Below are 19577 nucleotides of genomic sequence, written 5' to 3' on the forward strand. Positions count from 1 at the left end.
GGAATATACGCCCCAACATGCTGGACACCGCCCCAAACCGCCCCGAACTGCCGCCCGAGATTGCGCGTCGTCGCACCTTTGCGATCATCTCGCACCCGGATGCCGGTAAAACGACATTGACGGAAAAATTCCTGCTGTTCGGCGGGGCGATCCAGATGGCCGGACAGGTCCGCGCCAAGGGCGAGGCGCGGCGCACGCGTTCGGACTTTATGGCGATGGAAAAGGACCGCGGGATTTCCGTGTCGGCCTCGGCCATGTCGTTTGATTTCAGGAACTTCCGGTTCAATCTGGTCGACACGCCCGGCCACTCGGATTTTTCCGAAGACACCTATCGCACGCTGACGGCGGTGGACGCTGCCGTGATGGTGATCGACGGGGCGAAGGGCGTGGAAAGCCAGACGCAAAAGCTGTTCGAAGTGTGCCGGATGCGCGATCTGCCGATCCTGACCTTCTGTAACAAGATGGACCGCGAAAGCCGCGATACGTTTGATATTATTGACGAAATTCAGGAAAACCTGGCCATTGACGTGACGCCGGCAAGCTGGCCCATCGGTGTGGGCCGCGATTTTGTCGGCTGCTATGACATGCTGCGCGACCGGCTGGAACTGATGGACCGCGCCGACCGGAACCGCGTGGCCGAAAGCATCCAGATCGACGGGCTGGACGACCCCAAGCTGGCCGATCACGTGCCCGCGCACCTGCTGGAAAAGCTGCGCGAAGAGGTCGAGATGGCCCGCGAGCTGCTGCCCGCCATGGACCACGCCGCCATGCTGGAAGGGTCGCTGACCCCCATCTGGTTCGGCTCTGCGATCAATTCGTTCGGGGTCAAGGAACTGATGGACGGCATCGCCACCTATGGCCCCGAGCCGCAGATCCAGTCGGCCGAGCCGCGCCAGATCCTGCCCGAGGAGAAATCCGTTTCCGGCTTTGTTTTCAAGGTGCAGGCGAACATGGACCCCAAGCACCGCGACCGCGTGGCCTTTGTCCGGCTGGCGTCGGGGCACTTTCACCGCGGCATGAAGCTGACCCATGTGCGCACCAAGAAGCCGATGGCAATCTCGAACCCTGTGCTGTTCCTGGCGTCCGACCGCGAGCTGGCCGAAGAGGCATGGGCCGGCGACATCATCGGCATCCCCAACCACGGCCAGTTGCGCATCGGTGATACGCTGACCGAGGGCGAAGCGATCCGTGTGACCGGCATCCCGTCCTTTGCCCCCGAACTGCTGCAAGGCGTGCGCGCGGGCGACCCGATGAAGGCGAAACATCTGGAAAAGGCGTTGATGCAATTCGCCGAAGAAGGTGCGGCCAAAGTGTTCAAACCCGCCATCGGCTCGGGCTTTGTCGTGGGCGTGGTCGGGCAGTTGCAATTCGAGGTGCTGGCCAGCCGGATCGAGCTGGAATACAGCCTGCCGGTGCGGTTCGAGCCATCGCAGTTCACGTCCGCACGCTGGGTCAACGGCACGCGCCAAGCCGTTGATAAGTTTGTAGAAGCGAACAAGCAACACATCGGCTATGACCATGACGGCGATGTCGTTTACCTGACGCGGCTGCAATGGGACATTGACCGCGTTGTGCGCGATTATCCCGACATTCGCCTGACCGCGACCAAAGAAATGATGGTGTAGACGCAATGCGTTGGGGCAAGCCGGACAAGGCGCCCGAGCGCGCCAAGACGACGCTGATCGCCAAGGACATCGTGACCGACCCCGACGCGCTGCGCTGGGGCACGGTGTCGACGATCAAGGCCCCCGTGCAGCAGATCGCCCGGTTCATCGCCTATCATCTGGACGCCGGTGCGGCGCAGATGGACATCTTTCTGGATGTGCCCGACGCCACGATCGCACAGCAGTTGCAGCACCCGCAGGTGCGCTTTCACCAATGCGACGACGCCTTCTGGGCCGACAAGCCCGCCAAGGCCCGCGAAAGCCACCAGTTGCGGCAGGCGTCCAACGCCACGCAGGCCTATAAGGCATCGGAACTGGACTGGTTGGCGCATATCGACGTGGACGAATATATTCTGACGGATCAACCGCTTGCCCAGCATCTTTCACGCGTTCCGGCCGATATGGCCTTTGCGCGGATGCAGCCCGTGGAACTGATGGCATCGGACGATCCCTGGACCGGCCCCGCCTATTTCAAACGCACCCGCAAGGCGGCCAAACGCAAAACCGCCGACCTGATCGACATCTACCCGACCTTTGGCGCCTATGTGCCCGAGGGGTTCATCAGCTATACCGGTGGCAAGAACATCGTGCGCACCGGCTTTCGGCGCATCCGTCTGGGCATTCACGCGATGATGCACGCCGGGGCCAAGGTGTCGAACGGCCAGATGCTGGAAACGGTACACGTCGGGCACGCCCACGCGCCCGATTGGGCGACGTTCCAGCGCCATTTCGACTTTCGGATGACCCACGGATCATACCGGAAGAAAACGAACGGAAACATGATTTTGAACGACGTTCTTCAAGTGTTGATTGAAGAAGAAGGCGACAGCGGCCTGCGCCGGTTCTACGACGAGATGTGCGCCGCCACCCCCGAACGGCTGGACCTGCTGCGCAAGCATGACATGCTGGTCACGGCTGCGCTGGATCTGGACGAAAAAGTCGCTCGCATACTTGACCCGCAGGAGCCTGTCACATGACCACCTGGGGCCTGTCCTCCACCATCCTTGCGCCTGCGCGCGACATCCTGCGCTTTGCCGCCTATCATATCGAGGCGGGCGCGCACCGGCTGTATATCTATCTGGACGACCCCGACAGCGACGCATTTGCCCCGCTCAAGGCGCACCCGAAAGTCCGCGTCACCCGCTGTGATGCGCAGCACTGGCAAAAGCTGGGCGGCAAACGCCCCGTCAAACATCAGGTCCGCCAAAGCCGCAACGCCACCCACGCCCACGCGCGACGCGCCGAGGTGGACTGGTTGATCCACATGGACGCCGACGAATTCCTGGTGTCGGACCAGCCCGTCGCCGACGTGCTGGCCGCCCTGCCCGCCACCGTGCAAACCGCCCGCGTGCGTCCGATGGAACAGCTTGCGGGCGACGGGCACCATTTCAAGGCGTTCATCCCCAACGGACCCGACCGTGAAAAAATCGTCAATCGCCTGTACCCGAATTACGGCCCGCACATCAAAGGCGGGTTTTTGTCCCATGTGGCGGGCAAACTGTTTGCGCGCACGGATATGGGCGGGCTGGACGTGCGCATTCACAACGTTTTCCGCGACGGCGAGATGAACCCCAACGAGGTTGAACTGCGCCAGGTCGATCTGGCCCATTGCCACGCAAAGACATGGGACGACTGGCTGGCGTCCTACCGCTATCGGCTGGAAAAGGGATCGTATCGCGCTGATCTGGCCTCCGCCACGCCACGCGACGCGGGGGGCTTGAGCCTGCACGAATTGTTCCGGTTCATCGAGGCGGACAGCGGCGAGGATGGCTTGCGCGCCTTCTACCGCGAAGTCGCTGAAGATTCGGACGACTTGCGGTCCAGACTGGCCGCCGAGGGGCTTCTTTGCACCCATGAGTTGAATTTAGACAAAATAACTCCCCACCACTTCCCTGATTTCACGACATGATTTGACCACACGCCCATGCTTTGGTATGGGCAATCAATGTCGCGGCCTTTGGGCTGCCCTTGGGCCATGCGGGCCGACATTTCAAAGCTGCCGCGGGCCAAGTCAGTGTCCGCAAACTTCGGACATACATGACAAAATTCTCAGATCTGAACCTGAATCCCAAAGTGCTGAAAGCCATCGAGGAAGCAGGATACGAAACCCCGACCCCCATTCAGGCCGGTGCGATTCCCCCCGCCCTTGAAGGACGCGACGTTTTGGGCATTGCCCAGACCGGCACAGGCAAGACCGCCGGTTTTGTGCTGCCGATGATCACCCTGCTGGCCCGTGGCCGCGCCCGCGCCCGGATGCCGCGCAGCCTGGTGCTGTGCCCCACCCGCGAGCTGGCCGCACAGGTTGCCGAAAACTTCGACACCTATACCAAACACCTGAAACTGACCAAGGCGCTGCTGATCGGCGGCGTGTCGTTCAAGGAACAGGACACGCTGATCGACAAGGGCGTCGACGTGCTGATTGCCACGCCGGGCCGTCTGCTGGACCATTTCGAGCGCGGCAAGCTGATCTTGTCGGACGTGAAAGTCATGGTCGTGGACGAAGCCGACCGGATGCTGGACATGGGTTTCATCCCCGACATCGAACGCATCTTTGGCCTGACGCCGTTTACCCGTCAGACGCTGTTTTTCTCGGCGACCATGGCACCCGAGATTGAACGCATCACCAACACCTTCCTCAGCAACCCCGCCCGCATCGAAGTGGCCCGTCAGGCCAGCGCCTCGGAGACCATCGAACAGGGCGTTGTCATGTTCAAAGGGTCACGCAAGGACCGCGAAGCGTCGGAAAAGCGCAAGGTTCTGCGCATGTTGATCGACGCCGAAGGCGACAAATGCACCAACGCGATCATCTTTTGCAACCGCAAGATGGACGTGGACACCGTTGCCAAGTCGTTGAAAAAATACGGCTATGACGCGGCCCCCATCCACGGCGACCTGGATCAAAGCCAGCGCACGCGCACTTTGGACGGCTTCCGTGCAGGTGACCTGCGGTTCCTGGTGGCGTCAGACGTGGCCGCGCGCGGTCTGGACGTGCCCAGCGTCAGCCACGTGTTCAACTTTGACGTGCCCAGCCACGCCGAAGACTATGTGCACCGCATCGGGCGCACTGGCCGTGCGGGCCGTGACGGCAAGGCCATGATGATCTGCGTGCCGCGCGACGAAAAGAATTTCGAAGACATCGAACGTCTGATCCAGCGTGAGATTCCGCGCCTTGAAAACCCGCTGGGCCACATCGGGACCGAGGCACAGGGCGATGCGCCCGAGGAGACGACCGAGAAAAAACCGACCTCCAGCCGCTCGCGGTCACGGTCGCGCAGCCGCAAGACGGACGACACGCCCAAGGCCGACACCGCAGCAGAGACCAAGCCAGAGACACAGGCCGATGCGGCCCCCAAGCAGGCAGACAAGCCAGCCGAGACGCCAAAGCCCGAAGCGGCCCCTGCCGAGACCCGCGCAGAGCCGTCCAATGCCCCACGAGACAACCAGCGCGGCGACAACCGTCAAGACAGCTCCGACAGCAAGCGCAGCACGTCCAGCCGGTCGCGTGGCGGTCGGGATGACCGTGGCGGCAGCCGCGTGATGGGTCTGGGCGATCACACGCCCACCTTTATCGAGAAAAGCTTTGCCGAACGTTACGACGGCTAAGCGGCGGGGCTAAGCCCCTGCCCTGAAATGAAAAAATGCGCGTCAGGCCACAGCCCGACGCGCATTTTTTATGTCTCGAATGCCAGTGGCGAACTGGTTCAGACCAGCTTGGCATCCATCGTGATCTCGGCGTTCAACAGCTTCGAGATCGGGCAGTTTTCCTTAGCCGTCTTGGCGCATTCGTCGAACGACACCTTGTCGGCGCCGGGAACGCTGGCCGTCAGGTCCAGATGCACCTTCACCACCTCAAAGCCCGCGTCCTTTTTCTCAAGCGACACGGTGGCCTTGGTTTCGATGCTGTCCGCTTTCAGACCCTTTTCGCCCAGGATCATGCTTAGCGCCATTGAGAAACAGCTTGCGTGGGCCGCACCGATCAGCTCTTCGGGGTTGGTGCCTTTGCCGTCTTCGAAACGGGTGTTAAAGCCGTAGGGCTGGTCGCTCAGCACGCCGCTTTCCGTCGAAACATAGCCTTTGCCGGATTGCAGATCACCCGACCACTTTGCGGAACCGCTTTTCTTAATCATGAAACTCTCCTTTGCGCATGAAAAAGGGGCGCAGCCTGTGCGCCCCCGTTGTATTTCCAACGCGGAAAGAAGCGGTTTGGTTCCGCTCAGGTCAGACGGCTGATGATCACCGTCACTTCGGGTTTCTTGCCAATCTCGTCCTGCGCGGTCTTGCGTACGGTCCGGCGCAGCGCCTGTTCCAGCGCCTCGTCGTCGCGCATGGTTTTGGGATCGGCACGGCCCAGGAACTGGCTCAGGTCCGCTTCCAGAATTTCCACCAGCGGCGCGTTGCCGCTGCCGGTTTCCGCAATCCCCATGGTTTCGCACCACGGATCGCCCAGCGGCTCGTCCTGTTCGTCGATGATCAGCGTCACGACCACATGACCGTTCAACGCCATGCGGATACGGTCGCGCACGACCCCGTCCAGCGCGCCGATCTGCACCGATCCATCCAGATAGGTGCGGCCGGTTTCGACATATTCTGCGACCTTGGGTTCATTGCCACTAAGGTCGATCATCATGCCGTTGACGGCCAGAATGCCCTGCATCCCCTTGGCATCCGCGATCTTGGTGTGTTCACGCAAATGGCGGTGTTCGCCGTGCATGGGCACCAGAATCTGCGGTTTGACAACCGCGTGCATCTCTTCCAGGTCGGGGCGGTTGGCGTGGCCGCTGACGTGGTAGTGGCCGCTGTTGTCGTCGACAATATCCACGCCCATTTCCGAAAACGCATTCATGATCTGGATCACGCCGCGTTCGTTGCCTGGGATGGTCTTGGACGAGAACAGGAATGTATCGCCCTTTTTCATCTCAAGCCCCATGTATTTGCCACGGGCCAGTTGCGCACTGGCGGCGCGGCGTTCGCCCTGGCTGCCGGTGACCAGCAGCAACAGGTTCTCGCGCGGGATGCTGCGGGCATCCTCGGGGGCGACGACCTGCGGGAACTCGGTCAGGACGCCGGATTCAATCGACGCCTCTACCATGCGTTTCATCGCGCGGCCCAACAACACAACCGACCGCCCGGCCCGATCGCCCGCCTCGGCCAGCGTTTTCACGCGGGCCACGTTCGATGCGAAGGTGGTGGCGACGACCATGCCGGTGGCGGCATTCATCATCTTTTCGATCTCGGGGCCAACGGTCACTTCGGACCGGCCTGCGTGGGGGGAAAACACGTTGGTGCTGTCACAGACCAGCGCCTTGACGCCGCCCTTGGACACTTCGCCCCACAGCTCGGGGTCCCACGCCTCGCCCACCAGCGGTGTGCGGTCCAGTTTGAAATCGCCCGAGTGGATCACGCGGCCCTTGGGGCTGTCGATGACCAACCCCGAGCTTTCGGGGATCGAATGCGAGATCGGCAGAAAGCCCACCTTGAACGGGCCTGCATCCACCTGATCGGGCCAGGCTTCGACCACGGTGACGGCATCGGCCGGGTGGCCGTTTTCGGCCATCTTGCGCTTGGCATGGTTCGCGGTGAACACGCGCGCGAAAATCGGCGCTTCGAGCCGGCCATAGGTGTGGGCAATCGCGCCGATGTGGTCCTCGTGGGCGTGGGTGATGAACACGGCCTCGATGCGGTCGCGGCGTTCCTCCAGCCAACTGATGTCGGGCAGGATCAGGTCCACCCCCGGCGTGCTGTCCATGTCGGGAAAGGCCACGCCGATGTCCACAACGATCAGACGTTCCTTTTCAGGTTTGCCGTAACCGTAGACATAGCAATTCATGCCAATTTCGCCCGCCCCACCGAGGGGCAGGTAGATCAATCTTTCACTGCTCATAAGTCAGTTATTTTCCTTGTTGTATCGGTGGATCACGGTCAGCCCGTGCATCGTCAAATCATCATGAAATTCGTCAAACAGGTCTTCAGTCTGCTGGAACAATGGTGCCAGTCCGCCGGTCGAGATAATTTTCATCTCGCGCGCCCGTTCGCCCTTGATCCGGGCACATATCTCTTTCACCAGCCCGACGTAACCCCAAAAGACGCCGGATTGCATACAGGCAACAGTGTTGGTGCCGATGACCTTCTGCGGCTTGGCGATGTCCACGTGGGGCAGCGCGGCGGCGGCGTGGTGCAACGCCTCGAGGCTCAGGTTCACACCGGGTGCGATCACCCCGCCGATATAGGCGCCATCGGCGCTGACCACGTCAAAGGTGGTCGCGGTGCCAAAATCCACCACGATCAGGTCGCCGCCGTACAGATCATGCCCGGCAACCGTGTTCACCAGACGGTCGGGGCCAACGGCGGTGCCCGCATCGACGCGCACAGCGACGGGCAGCAGGCAATCGGGTTTGCCCACCACGATGGGGCGCGTGTGGAAATAGCGGTCGGCCAGAACGCGCAGGTTGAACACCACGCGCGGCACGGTCGAGCTGATGATCATATCGGTGATTTCGACGTCGATCTTCTGAAATTTCATCAGCGTCGACAGCCAGACGTAATACTGGTCCGCCGTGCGCTGCCAGTCGGTCGACGTGCGCCATGTGCCGATAAAGCTTTCGCCGTCCCAGATCGAGAACACGGTGTTGGTGTTGCCGCAGTCAATGGCCAGAAGCATTCCCCGCCCCCCTAGAAATAAACATCCGCCGCCGCGATCGCCACGCGGCCCCTGGACGTCTCAAGTACAAGATTGCCCGCGCCGTCCACCTCGGCAAAGGTGCCTGTGGTCTCGTCGCGGGTGGTGCGGGCGGTGATCACCTGCCCCAGTCGTGCGGCGTGGCTCATCCATGCCGCTCGGATCGGCGCAAAGCCGTAAGTGGTGAACTGGTCTTCGAAACGGGCATAGGCCGCGGCCAGAAGTTCGAGGAAATCTGCGGGGGCGATCACGGTGCCCAGCTCGCCCTTCAGCGACACCGGCGGCACCGCGCCTGCCTCGACCTCGGACACCGCCGGGGCGGCGGCAAGGTTCACACCGATGCCGATGGACAGATGGCGCAGGCTTGGCCCCTGCCCTGCGCTTTCCAGCAGGATACCGGCCAGCTTGCCACCGCGCAGCAGCACGTCATTGGGCCATTTCAGGGCAAACACATCAGCGCGCCCGGTGGCGGCAACCAGCGCCTCGTGCAGCGCCAGTGACGCCACGAAAGACCGCAGCGCCGCATCGCTGGCCGACCCCGACACCGGCAGCAGCAGCGTGGCGGCAAAGTTGCCCGCAGGCATGGCCCAGGGCCGCCCGCGCCGCCCGCGTGCGGCGGTTTGCTGTTCGGCCATGATCCAGACCGGCCCAGACGCATCGGCGGCCATGCGCGCCGCTTCGGACAGCGTCGAATCGACGCTTTGCAGCACGTGGCGTCCGTATCCGTCAGGCCAGCCGGTCATGTCTTCTCTGGTTCAAAAAAATCCCCGCCGGAGGCTCCCGCAGCAGCCACCGGCGTCATCGGATCAGTTGACAAGAGACGCAGCCGCCGCAGCCGCCGCCCCTTCGACACCGAACATGTTCACGATGCCAACAACCATCACCACGGCCGAGGCCATCAGGAACCCCCACAGCACGGGCGATTTGCCGCCATCCAGCCCTTCGGCGTTGTCATCGCCAAAGTACATGTAGAACACGATGCGCAGATAGTAGAACGCGCCGATCACCGACGCGACCACACCGGCAATCGCCAGCCACGCCAGCCCGCCCTCATAGGCGGCGCGCAGCACGTACAGCTTGCCGAAGAAGCCCAGCATTGGCGGCACACCGGCCAACGAGAACAACAGCACCAGCATCGCCAGCGCCTTGCCCGGTTCGCGTTTGGAATACATGTTCAGCGACGCCACATCGACCACCGGCTGACCGTCCCGTTCCATCATCAGGATAAAGGCAAAGGTGCCGACGTTCATCGTCACGTAGATCGCCAGATAGACCAGCATCGCCTGCACGCCAAAGATCGTGCCAGATGCCAGCCCCATCAGCGCATAACCCATGTGGGCAATCGACGAATAGGCCATCAGGCGTTTGATGTTGGTCTGACCGATGGCGGCAATCGCGCCCAGGAACATCGACAGCAGCGAAATCAGCGCAACAACCTGTTGCCAGTCGCCCACCGCATTGCCAAAGGCATCGTGCAGCACACGGGCAAACAGGCCCATCGCGGCCACTTTTGGCGCGGTGGCGAAAAAGGCGGTGATCGGTGTCGGTGCGCCCTCGTAGACGTCCGGTGTCCACATGTGGAACGGCACGGCGGACACTTTGAACGCCAGACCGGAAATCAGGAACACCAGACCAAACAGCATCCCCAGCGACACGTCGCCGCTTTGGGTGGTCTGGATGATGCCCGAAAACAGCGTGGTGCCTGCATAGCCGTAGATCAGCGATGCGCCATACAAAAGCAGACCCGAGCTAAGCGCGCCCAGCACGAAATACTTCAGGCCCGCCTCGGTCGACTTGACCGAGTCGCGGCGCAGCGACGCGACCACGTACAGCGCCAGCGATTGCAGCTCCAGGCCCATGTACAGCGACATCAGGTCGCCCGCGCTGACCATCATCATCATGCCGACCACGGCCAGCGTCACCAGAATGGGGTATTCAAACCGAAGCAACCCGCGCGCGGACATGTACCCTTCGGACATGGCCAGGACGGCAGCGGCGGACAGCAGCAGCGTTACCTTGGCAAACCGCGCGAACCCGTCGTCGATGAACATGCCACCAAAGGCGGTGTGCGTTTCCGGTGCGGCCAGACCGACCCAGAATGCGACCAGCACGAACAACGCCGAGGTGGCCCAGACCAGCGCAGGGGCCAGCGCGTCCTTGCCGGTGTAGACTGCGCCCAAAAGGCCCAGCATCGCAAAGACGGCCAGAACGATCTCGGGAAGAATTAGCGTCAGATCAGCGGACATGGGTCCCGTTCCTTTATCAGTTTCCGACCATTGGGGTCGCAGCGGCGGCTGCGGCCGTGGCCGTGTCGTAGTTGTTGACCAGTGCGGTGACCGACGGCCCGATGATGTCCAGCACAAGCGCCGGATAGACGCCCAGCAGCAGGGTCATGACCACCAGCGGTGCAAAGATCAGCTTTTCGCGGCGGGTCATGTCTGTGATGGCCTTCAGGCTTTCCTTGATCAGGTCGCCCATGACCACGCGGCGGTACAGCCACAGCGCATAGGCCGCCGAGAAGATCACACCGGTTGTGGCCACGGCAGCGACCCAGGTGTTGACCTGAAAGGCCCCCATCAGCGTCAGGAATTCACCCACGAACCCCGAAGTGCCCGGCAGGCCGACGTTGGCCATAGTGAAGAACATGAAGATCATCGCATAGGACGGCATCCGGTTGACCAGACCGCCATAGGCGTCGATCTCGCGGGTGTGCATCCGGTCATAGATCACGCCGACACACAGGAACAACGCCCCCGAGATAAAGCCGTGGCTGACCATCTGGAAAATCGCCCCGTCCAGACCCTGCTGGTTAAAGGTGAAGATCCCCATGGTGACAAAGCCCATGTGCGCGACCGACGAATAGGCGATCAGCTTCTTCATGTCTTCCTGCACAAGTGCGACCAGCGAGGTGTAGACGATGGCAATCGCCGACATCCACAGCACCACAGGCGCCAGCACTTCGGACCCCACAGGGAACATCGGCAGGCTGAACCGCAGGAAACCGTAGCCGCCCATTTTCAGCAGGATCGCGGCCAGCACGACGGAACCCGCCGTCGGCGCCTGAACGTGCGCGTCGGGCAACCATGTGTGCACCGGCCACATCGGCATTTTCACCGCGAAGCTGGCAAAGAAGGCCAGGAACATCAGGGTCTGCATACCGCCGACAATCTGGATGCCCAGAATGCTGAAGGTGCCTGCATCAAACTCGTGGCTGAGCAGTTGCACGATGTCGGTGGTCCCTGCGTCCGAGAACATGGCAACCATCGCCACCAGCATCAGCACCGACCCAAGGAAGGTATAAAGGAAGAATTTGAACGACGCATAAATGCGGTTCGCCCCGCCCCAGATGCCGATGATCAGGAACATCGGGATCAGACCGGCCTCGAAGAACAGGTAGAACAGCACCAGGTCCAGCGCCATGAACACGCCCAGCATCAGCGTTTCCAGCAGCAGGAAGGCAATCATGTATTCCTTGACGCGTGTTTCCACGTTCCAGCTTGCCGCGATGACCAGCGGCATCATGAAGGTGGTCAGCATCACGAACAGAACGCTGATCCCGTCGACGCCCATCTTGTATTGCAGGCCCAGCAGCCAGTCGGCCTGTTCGACGAACTGGAACCCGGTGTTGCTGGGGTCAAATTCGAACAGGATGAACAGCGACACAAGGAACGTGGCCGTGGTGGCGAACATCGCCACCCACTTGGCGTTGCGCTGCGATGCAGCATCGCTGCCGCGCAGGAAGACCGCCAGGATCAGGGCCGCAACAGCCGGGATAAAGGTGGTGAAGGAAAGCAGGTTGTCCATCAGTTTGCTCCTCCGAGGGTCATCCAGGTGATAAGTACGGCAATCCCGATGACCATCGCGAAGGCATAGGTGAAGATATAGCCAGACTGGGCGCGACCGGCCAGACGGGTCAGGAAGGGCACGATGCCCAGGGCCACACCGTTCAGCGTGCCGTCGATCACGTTGCCGTCGCCCTTTTTCCAAAGCTGGCGGCCGATCCATTTGGCGGGCCGCACAAAGACGACGTCATACAGTTCGTCAAAGTACCATTTGTTCTTGATGAACAGGTAGATGGGACGCTGGTTTTCGGCCAGACGTGCGGGCAGTGTCGGGTTCCAGATGTAGAACCACAGCGCCATCAGGAACCCACCCAGCATCGCGACGAACGGCGACACCTTGACCCAGACGGGGGTCGCGTGGGCGTCTTCCAGCACGTGGTTGTCGGGGGCCATGTACAGCGCGCCCTCGCCCGGCTTGCCTGCGAATGCAACGTGGTGTTCACCACCTGCCGCATGGTCGCCCTCGGCTTCGCCATGGCTTTCTTCGGCCCCTTCGACATGCGCCGCACCATCAGCCGCAGCTTCGGCAACCGGAATGCCATAGAACTTGCCCACTTGATCGGCGTGGCCAAAGAAGCTGTTGTACCAGATCATCCCGGCAAAGATCGCGCCCAGCGACAGAACGCCCAGCGGGATCAGCATGACCATCGGGCTTTCGTGCGCGTGGTCGTGGGTGTGCTTGTCGCCACGGGCCTCGCCGTAGAACGTCAGGAAGATCAGGCGCCAGCTATAGAAGCTGGTAAAGGCCGCCGCGATCACCAGCATCCAGAAGCCATACATCGACCCGCCACCATAGGCGCTTTCGATGATCGCATCCTTGGACAAAAAGCCCGCGAAACCGATGTGCGTCAGCGGGATGCCGACACCGGTGATGGCCAGCGTGCCGATCATCATCGCCGCAAAGGTATAGGGGATCTTTTTGCGCAGACCGCCATAGTTGGTCATGTCCTGCTCGTGGTGCATGGCGTGAATGACCGAACCGGCGCCCAAGAACAGCATCGCCTTGAAGAAGGCGTGCGTCAGCAGGTGGAACATCGCCGCCGAATACATACCCACGCCTGCGGCCACGAACATATAGCCCAGCTGCGAACAGGTCGAATAGGCAATCACGCGCTTGATGTCGGTCTGAACCAGACCCACGGTCGCGGCAAAGAATGCGGTCGTTGCACCGATAAAGGTGATGAACATGGTCGCCTCGGGGGCGAACTCCATGATCGGCGACATGCGGCAGATCAGGAACACACCGGCTGTCACCATGGTCGCCGCGTGGATCAGCGCCGACACAGGCGTCGGACCTTCCATCGCGTCAGGCAGCCATGTGTGCAGCAGCAGTTGCGCCGATTTGCCCATCGCGCCGATGAACAGCAGGATCGCAATCAGGTTGGCCGCATTCCATTCGCCCCACAGGAACGAAAGCTGCGTTTCCGCCAGACCGGGAGCGGCGGCAAAAACATCGTCAAACCGGATGCTGTCGGTCAGGAAGAACAGCGCAAAGATGCCCAGCGAAAAGCCAAAGTCGCCCACGCGGTTGACCACGAACGCCTTGATCGCGGCGGCGTTGGCGCTTGGCTTGCGATAGTAAAAGCCGATCAGCAGATAGGACGCGACGCCCACGCCTTCCCAGCCAAAGAACATCTGGACCAGATTGTTCGAGGTCACCAGCATCAGCATGGCAAAGGTAAAGAACGACAGATAGGCAAAGAAACGCGGTTTGTAGCTTTCGTCGTCTTTCCACTGCGGATCGTGATCCATGTAGCCAAACGAATACAGGTGCACCAGGCTGGACACCGTGGTGATGACGATCAGCATGATCGCGGTCAGACGGTCCAGACGGATCGCCCAATCGGTGCTGAGCGAGCCGCTTTCGATCCAGCGCAGGATCTGGATGTTCTCGGTGGTGCCGTCAAACGACAGGAACACAACCCACGACAACAGCGCCGACAGGAACAACAGCCCCGTGGCAATGCACATCGCCGCCGTTTCGCCAAAGGCGCGCCAGCCAAAGCCGCACAGGATCGCGCCGACCAAAGGGGCAAACAGGATAGTCAGTTCCATGAATTCAGCCCTTCATCACGTTGACGTCTTCAACCGCGATGGTGCCACGGTTGCGGAAGAAACACACAAGGATCGCAAGACCAATCGCGGCCTCGGCGGCGGCGACCGTCAGCACGAACAGGGTGAACACCTGCCCCACGAGATCGCCCAGGAAACTTGAGAAGGCCACAAGGTTGATGTTCACCGCCAGCAGCATCAATTCGATGCTCATCAGCAGGATGATCACGTTCTTGCGGTTCAGGAAAAGCCCGAAGATGCCGATGACAAACAGCGTGGCTGCTACTGTCAGGTAATGTTCAAGTCCGATCATTCTCGTCCCTCGGCTTTTTGGTTTATTTCAGTTCCGATGCGGATCGCTGCCAATGCGGCAGCATCCCCAACGGCGGTCAGCGCAAAGTTCATTACAGCCCCTGCCCCGGTTTCACGTCTTTCAGTTCCATCGCCTTGGCCGGATCGCGCATCATCTGTGCGACCACGTCCTGACGTTTCACATCCTTGCGGTGGCGCAGCGTCAGCACGATGGCCCCGATCATCGCCACCAGCAGGATCAGACCCGCAAGCTGGAACAGCAGGAAATACTGGTCGTACAGGATCAGCCCCAAGGCTTCGGTGTTGTGCCGGTCCACAGGGATCGCCTGTGCGCGCAGCCCTTCGGCGGCGGCGTTGGCTTCCCATGCGCCAAAGGCCATGACGAATTGCATCAGGATCACCAGACCGATCAGCAAGGCCAGCGGCATATAGCGCGCCATCTCGGCCTTGAGCTCGGCAAAATCGACGTCCAGCATCATGACGACAAACAGGAACAGAACCGCGACCGCGCCGACATAGACAATGACCAGCAGCATGGCGACAAATTCCGCGCCCAACAGCACGAACAGGCCCGCAGCCGACAGGAACGACAGGATCAGCCACAGCACCGAATGCACGGGGTTGCGGCTGATGACCGTGAACAGCCCACCGGCGATCACCGAGATCGCAAACAGGTAAAAGGCAAAAACGCTCATGTCTTCTTGTCCTCTTTCAATACGGCCTGCGCCAGGTCCATGGCCTTGGTCGTTGCGGGGATGCCTGCAAACATCGACATCATCGCTATCGTTTCGCTGATATGCTGGTCGGTGGCGCCTGCCTCGACCGCGTGGCGCACCGTCTGGCGCACCGCTGTTTCGTTCTGTGCGCCTTGCATCACCAACCCGGCCAGCGTCAACAACAGACGCGTGCGCGCGTCCAGACCGCCCTCGTTAAAGGCGTTGCCGAACATCGCTTCCATCACGTCCTTGGGCATGGTCGGAAACATGCCTTCGAACTTGCGGATGTCGAACGCCTCCATCGCCGGAAAGGTTTTCGCCATTTCCTGCATCTGGGCCATCATCGCGGCAAAGGGGTTGGTTGCGTCACTCATCGGTAGGGTGCGTCCAGTTCCAGGTTGCGGGCAATCTCGGCTTCCCAGCGGTCCCCGTTTTCCAGCAGCTTGGTCTTGTCATAGAACAGCTCTTCGCGGGTCTCGGTCGAGAATTCGAAATTCGGCCCTTCGACAATCGCGTCCACCGGGCAGGCTTCCTGACAGAAACCGCAGTAGATGCATTTGGTCATGTCGATGTCATAACGCGTGGTGCGGCGGCTGCCGTCTTCGCGGGGTTCCGCGTCGATGGTGATCGCCTGCGCGGGGCAGATCGCCTCGCACAGTTTGCACGCGATACAGCGTTCTTCGCCATTGGGATAGCGGCGCAGCGCGTGTTCACCCCGGAAACGAGGGGAAAGCGGCCCCTTTTCATGCGGATAGTTCAGCGTCGCCTTGGGCCGGAAGAAATATTTCATCCCCAGCTTCATGCCACCCCAGAAATCCTGCAACAGGAAATATTTGGCCGCGCGGGTATAGTCGATCTCGGTCATGCTTAGCCCCCTACGGTCCAGCGCGCGTATACGCCCCAGAACCATTCGAATTTTGCAGCAAATGCCACGAAGACCACCCAAACCAGGCTGAACGGCAGGAACACTTTCCAGCCCAGTCGCATCAGTTGGTCATAGCGGTAGCGTGGGGTGATTGCCTTGACCATCGAGAAGATGAAAAAGACAAAGCCCATTTTCAGGATCATCCAGACGATGCCATCGGGCAGGAACGGCACGGGCGACAGCCAGCCGCCGAAGAACATCAGCGAGATCAGCGCGCACATCAGCACCACGGCCACCAGTTCACCGATCATGAACAGCAAGAAGGGCGTGGACGAATATTCGACCTGATAGCCCGCCACCAGTTCCGATTCAGCCTCGGGCAGATCGAACGGCGGGCGGTTGGTTTCGGCCAGTGCCGAAATCAGGAACAGGAACAGCATCGGGAAGTGCGGCAACCAGTACCAGTTGAACACGCCCCAGTCGCCTTTTTGCGACATCACGATGTCACCGAAGTTCATCGACCCCGACGAGATGATCACACCGATGATGATCAGACCGATGCTGACCTCGTAGGAAATCATCTGCGCGGCGGACCGCAACGACCCCAGGAACGGGTATTTCGAGTTTGACGCCCAGCCGCCCATGATCACGCCGTAGACTTCCAGCGACGAGACGGCAAAGACGTACAGGATCGCGACGTTGATGTTGGACAACACCCAACCGTCGTTGAACGGGATCACCGCCCAGGCGATCAGCGCCATAACCAGGCTGACCATCGGCGCCATGAAAAACACCGACTTGTCGGCGCCCGCAGGCACGACGACCTCTTTGACGATATATTTGCCAAAGTCCGCAAAACTTTGCAGCAGGCCAAAGACGCCCACGACGTTCGGCCCCCGGCGCATCTGGACCGCGGCCCAGATCTTGCGGTCGGCGTACATCAGGAACGCCAAGGCGACCAGAAGCGGGATCACCAGCAGGAAAATCTGCCCGATGATCAACAGGGCAATGCCCAACGGATGGTTCATGAAAAAGTCAGCCATAGGTCCTCACACCGTCGGTATCCCTTTTTCCGCACAGTTGGCAGCCTCGACTTCGGCGTCGATGGTGCGCAATCCGCGCGGCAAGGATGGCGAGATGGTGTAAACAGCATCTGCCTGCCACACGCCACCCTCTTCGTTTACATTTGTCCGCACATGGCGCGCAAATCCGTATCCCCGGATCAACGTATAGCCAGCAGCGGCGCATTGCGCATAGTCAGACACGTCTTTCGTGCTGAGCGCATTGGTCATTTCCACGTCGAACTGCACCAGATCATTGTCCAGCAGCGACGTCTGCACGCCCCGATAATCGGGAATCAGACGCTCGGCCGTGATTTCCGGTTCGGAACAGGCGGCCAGCGGCGCCAAGGCTATGAGGCCCGCGCGGATCATTCAGCCGCCATCGCCCCTTGGGTGCGCGCCTTGGCGTTGGCGCTCAGCTCGGCCATCAACTGGCTGGAGCGTGCAATCGGGTTGGTCAGCCAGAAATCGGACACCGCGTTGCGGAACGCGGCCTTGCCCAGCTTGCCCGTGGCGACGGGCTGCCATGCGTTTTCCGGCACTTCGTCCAGATCGGCAATGTGCGGCACCGCCTCGACCAGCGCCGACCGCAGGGTGGCCAGATTGTCATAGGGCAGAACCGCCTCAAGCTCGCCCGACAGCGCGCGCAGGATGGCCCAGTTTTCCTTGGCCATACCGGGGGCAAAGCTGGCGCGTTGGGCCAGTTGCGGGCGGCCTTCGGTGTTGATGAACACGCCGCTTTCCTCGGTATAGGCGGCACCGGGCAGGATCACGTCGGCGCGGTGTGCACCACGGTCGCCGTGGCTGCCCTGATAGATCACGAAGGCACCTTCGGCGATTTCAACTTCATCGGCCCCAAGGTTATAGATCACGTCGGCCTCGGCCACTGCGTCCATGCCACGGTCGTTGACCGCGCCCACGTCCATCGCACCCACGCGGGATGCGGCGGTGTGCAGGACCATGAATTTCGAATTCGTATCCTCGGCCAGCTTCATCGCGGCGGCCAGAACGGCAGCGCCGTCCGCTTCTTGCAGCGCGCCTTGGCCAACAATCACGATCGACGGCGCGTCCAGCACGTCGCCATAGTCGCGGCCCAGCAAACCGTCCAGCGCGGCACGGTCGGTGCCGACATGCGCATAATCATACGTCAGATCAACGGCTTCACCCACCAGACCCACATTCGCGCCCGCGGCCCATGCCTTGCGGATGCGCGCGTTCAGAACGGGGGCTTCGGTGCGGGGGTTGGTGCCGATCAACTGGATGAACTTGGCGCTATCAATATCCTCGATCCGCGCGGTGCCCGCATAGGACGACCGGTTGCCCGCCTCAAGCTTGGCGCCATCGGTGCGGCATTCGACAACGCCGCCCTGCCCTTCGATCAACTGCTTCAGCGCAAAGATCGCCTCGACCGGGGCCAGATCACCAACCATGCCGGCCAGTTTTTCAGCGCCCTTGATCTTGGAGGCCGTCAGTTGCAGCGCCTCGCCCCAGTCGGCTTTGCGCAGTTTGCCGTTTTCACGGATGTAAGGCGTGTCCAGACGCTGACGACGCAGACCGTCCCAGACGAACCGGGTCTTGTCCGAAATCCATTCCTCGTTCACGCCGTCATGGTTCAGCGGCAGGAACCGCATGACTTCGCGGCCCTTGGTGTCGACGCGGATCGACGATCCCAACGCATCCATCACGTCGATGCTCTCGGTCTTGCTCAGCTCCCACGGGCGGGCGGTGAACGCATAGGGTTTCGACACCAGCGCGCCAACGGGGCACAGGTCGATGATGTTGCCTTGCAGGTTCGAATCAAGCGTTTCGCCCAGATAGGACGTAATCTCGGCATCCTCGCCGCGCCCGGTCTGGCCCATCTGGGTGATGCCCGCCACTTCGGTGGTAAAACGCACGCAGCGGGTGCAGGAAATGCAGCGCGTCATGTGGGTTTCAACCAGCGGCCCCAGATCCAGATCCTCGGTCGCGCGCTTGGGTTCGCGGAACCGGCTGAAATCAACGCCGTAGGCCATGGCCTGATCCTGCAAATCGCATTCGCCGCCCTGGTCGCAGATCGGGCAATCCAGCGGGTGGTTGATCAACAGGAATTCCATCACGCCCTCGCGGGCCTTCTTGACCATCGGGCTGTTGGTTTTCACCACCGGCGGCTGGCCTTCGGGACCGGGACGCAGGTCGCGCACCTGCATCGCACAGGACGCCGCAGGCTTGGGTGGGCCGCCGACGACCTCCACCAGACACATCCGACAGTTGCCCGCGATCGTCAGCCGCTCGTGATAGCAAAAGCGCGGAACCTCGACCCCGGCTTGCTCACAAGCCTGGATCAGGGTCATCGCCCCGTCTACTTCGATTTCGTGGCCGTCGATGATGATCTTGCGAAGGTCGCTCATGC

18 protein-coding genes are annotated in these 19577 nt (G+C 61.3%); 4 read left to right on the top strand and 14 right to left on the bottom strand.

Annotated features, from left to right (window positions below; translation table 11 throughout):
* The first annotated feature begins 17 nt into the window (after positions 1–17).
* The 4 genes from AAC077_RS05770 (at position 18) to AAC077_RS05785 (ending at position 5267) form a co-directional block, all read left to right on the top strand.
* Positions 18–1625, top strand: a complete 1608-nt coding sequence (locus AAC077_RS05770; RefSeq protein WP_339767421.1) for a peptide chain release factor 3 — start codon at positions 18–20, stop codon at positions 1623–1625.
* A 5-nt stretch (positions 1626–1630) separates the two neighbouring features.
* Positions 1631–2641, top strand: a complete 1011-nt coding sequence (locus AAC077_RS05775) for a glycosyltransferase family 2 protein (RefSeq protein ID WP_339767423.1) — start codon at positions 1631–1633, stop codon at positions 2639–2641.
* Positions 2638–3573 (top strand): glycosyltransferase family 2 protein, encoded by a 936-nt coding sequence (locus AAC077_RS05780; RefSeq protein WP_339767425.1) that lies wholly within the window; start codon positions 2638–2640, stop codon positions 3571–3573. The genes AAC077_RS05775 and AAC077_RS05780 overlap by 4 nt, the downstream gene beginning before the upstream one ends.
* A gap of 128 nt (positions 3574–3701) precedes the next feature.
* The gene (locus tag AAC077_RS05785; protein ID WP_339767427.1) at positions 3702–5267 is read left to right on the top strand and encodes a DEAD/DEAH box helicase; all 1566 of its coding nucleotides are present in this window, start codon (positions 3702–3704) and stop codon (positions 5265–5267) included.
* Between the two features lie 98 nt (positions 5268–5365).
* Here AAC077_RS05785 and AAC077_RS05790 read toward each other — a convergent pair whose 3' ends face one another.
* The 14 genes from AAC077_RS05790 to nuoG all read right to left on the bottom strand — a co-directional run bounded on the left by AAC077_RS05790 (position 5366) and on the right by nuoG (position 19575).
* On the bottom strand, positions 5366–5791 hold the full coding sequence (locus tag AAC077_RS05790) for an OsmC family protein (RefSeq protein ID WP_339767429.1): 426 nt from the start codon (positions 5789–5791) through the stop codon (positions 5366–5368).
* An 86-nt stretch (positions 5792–5877) separates the two neighbouring features.
* On the bottom strand, positions 5878–7545 hold the full coding sequence (locus tag AAC077_RS05795) for a ribonuclease J (RefSeq protein ID WP_339767430.1): 1668 nt from the start codon (positions 7543–7545) through the stop codon (positions 5878–5880).
* A 3-nt stretch (positions 7546–7548) separates the two neighbouring features.
* Complete coding sequence (locus AAC077_RS05800) at positions 7549–8322, bottom strand: type III pantothenate kinase (RefSeq protein ID WP_339767432.1); 774 nt, start codon at positions 8320–8322, stop codon at positions 7549–7551.
* A gap of 11 nt (positions 8323–8333) precedes the next feature.
* A complete protein-coding gene (locus tag AAC077_RS05805; RefSeq protein ID WP_339767434.1) occupies positions 8334–9083 on the bottom strand; it encodes a biotin--[acetyl-CoA-carboxylase] ligase in 750 nt (249 codons plus the stop codon).
* A gap of 63 nt (positions 9084–9146) precedes the next feature.
* The gene (nuoN, locus tag AAC077_RS05810; RefSeq protein ID WP_339767436.1) at positions 9147–10586 is read right to left on the bottom strand and encodes an NADH-quinone oxidoreductase subunit NuoN; all 1440 of its coding nucleotides are present in this window, start codon (positions 10584–10586) and stop codon (positions 9147–9149) included.
* A gap of 16 nt (positions 10587–10602) precedes the next feature.
* On the bottom strand, positions 10603–12144 hold the full coding sequence (locus AAC077_RS05815; RefSeq protein ID WP_339767438.1) for an NADH-quinone oxidoreductase subunit M: 1542 nt from the start codon (positions 12142–12144) through the stop codon (positions 10603–10605).
* Positions 12144–14237, bottom strand: coding sequence for an NADH-quinone oxidoreductase subunit L (gene nuoL / locus AAC077_RS05820; RefSeq protein WP_339767440.1), 2094 nt, complete (start codon positions 14235–14237; stop codon positions 12144–12146). The genes AAC077_RS05815 and nuoL overlap by 1 nt, the downstream gene beginning before the upstream one ends.
* A gap of 4 nt (positions 14238–14241) precedes the next feature.
* Positions 14242–14547 (bottom strand): NADH-quinone oxidoreductase subunit NuoK, encoded by a 306-nt coding sequence (gene nuoK, locus AAC077_RS05825; RefSeq protein WP_008553673.1) that lies wholly within the window; start codon positions 14545–14547, stop codon positions 14242–14244.
* 91 nt (positions 14548–14638) lie between these two features.
* Positions 14639–15241: an NADH-quinone oxidoreductase subunit J gene (locus AAC077_RS05830; RefSeq protein WP_339767470.1), complete on the bottom strand. Its 603-nt coding sequence runs from the start codon at positions 15239–15241 to the stop codon at positions 14639–14641.
* Complete coding sequence (locus AAC077_RS05835) at positions 15238–15636, bottom strand: carboxymuconolactone decarboxylase family protein (RefSeq protein WP_339767472.1); 399 nt, start codon at positions 15634–15636, stop codon at positions 15238–15240. The genes AAC077_RS05830 and AAC077_RS05835 overlap by 4 nt, the downstream gene beginning before the upstream one ends.
* Positions 15633–16127: an NADH-quinone oxidoreductase subunit NuoI gene (nuoI, locus tag AAC077_RS05840; protein WP_339767474.1), complete on the bottom strand. Its 495-nt coding sequence runs from the start codon at positions 16125–16127 to the stop codon at positions 15633–15635. Before nuoI ends, AAC077_RS05835 begins: the two co-directional genes overlap by 4 nt.
* A gap of 2 nt (positions 16128–16129) precedes the next feature.
* A complete protein-coding gene (gene nuoH, locus AAC077_RS05845) occupies positions 16130–17170 on the bottom strand; it encodes an NADH-quinone oxidoreductase subunit NuoH (protein ID WP_339767476.1) in 1041 nt (346 codons plus the stop codon).
* A 6-nt stretch (positions 17171–17176) separates the two neighbouring features.
* Complete coding sequence (locus AAC077_RS05850) at positions 17177–17560, bottom strand: hypothetical protein (protein WP_339767478.1); 384 nt, start codon at positions 17558–17560, stop codon at positions 17177–17179.
* Positions 17557–19575, bottom strand: coding sequence for an NADH-quinone oxidoreductase subunit NuoG (nuoG, locus tag AAC077_RS05855; protein ID WP_339767480.1), 2019 nt, complete (start codon positions 19573–19575; stop codon positions 17557–17559). The genes AAC077_RS05850 and nuoG overlap by 4 nt, the downstream gene beginning before the upstream one ends.
* Between the last annotated feature and the right edge of the window lie 2 nt (positions 19576–19577).

It is taken from the genome of uncultured Pseudosulfitobacter sp. (assembly GCF_963976325.1).
Classification (GTDB): domain Bacteria; phylum Pseudomonadota; class Alphaproteobacteria; order Rhodobacterales; family Rhodobacteraceae; genus Pseudosulfitobacter.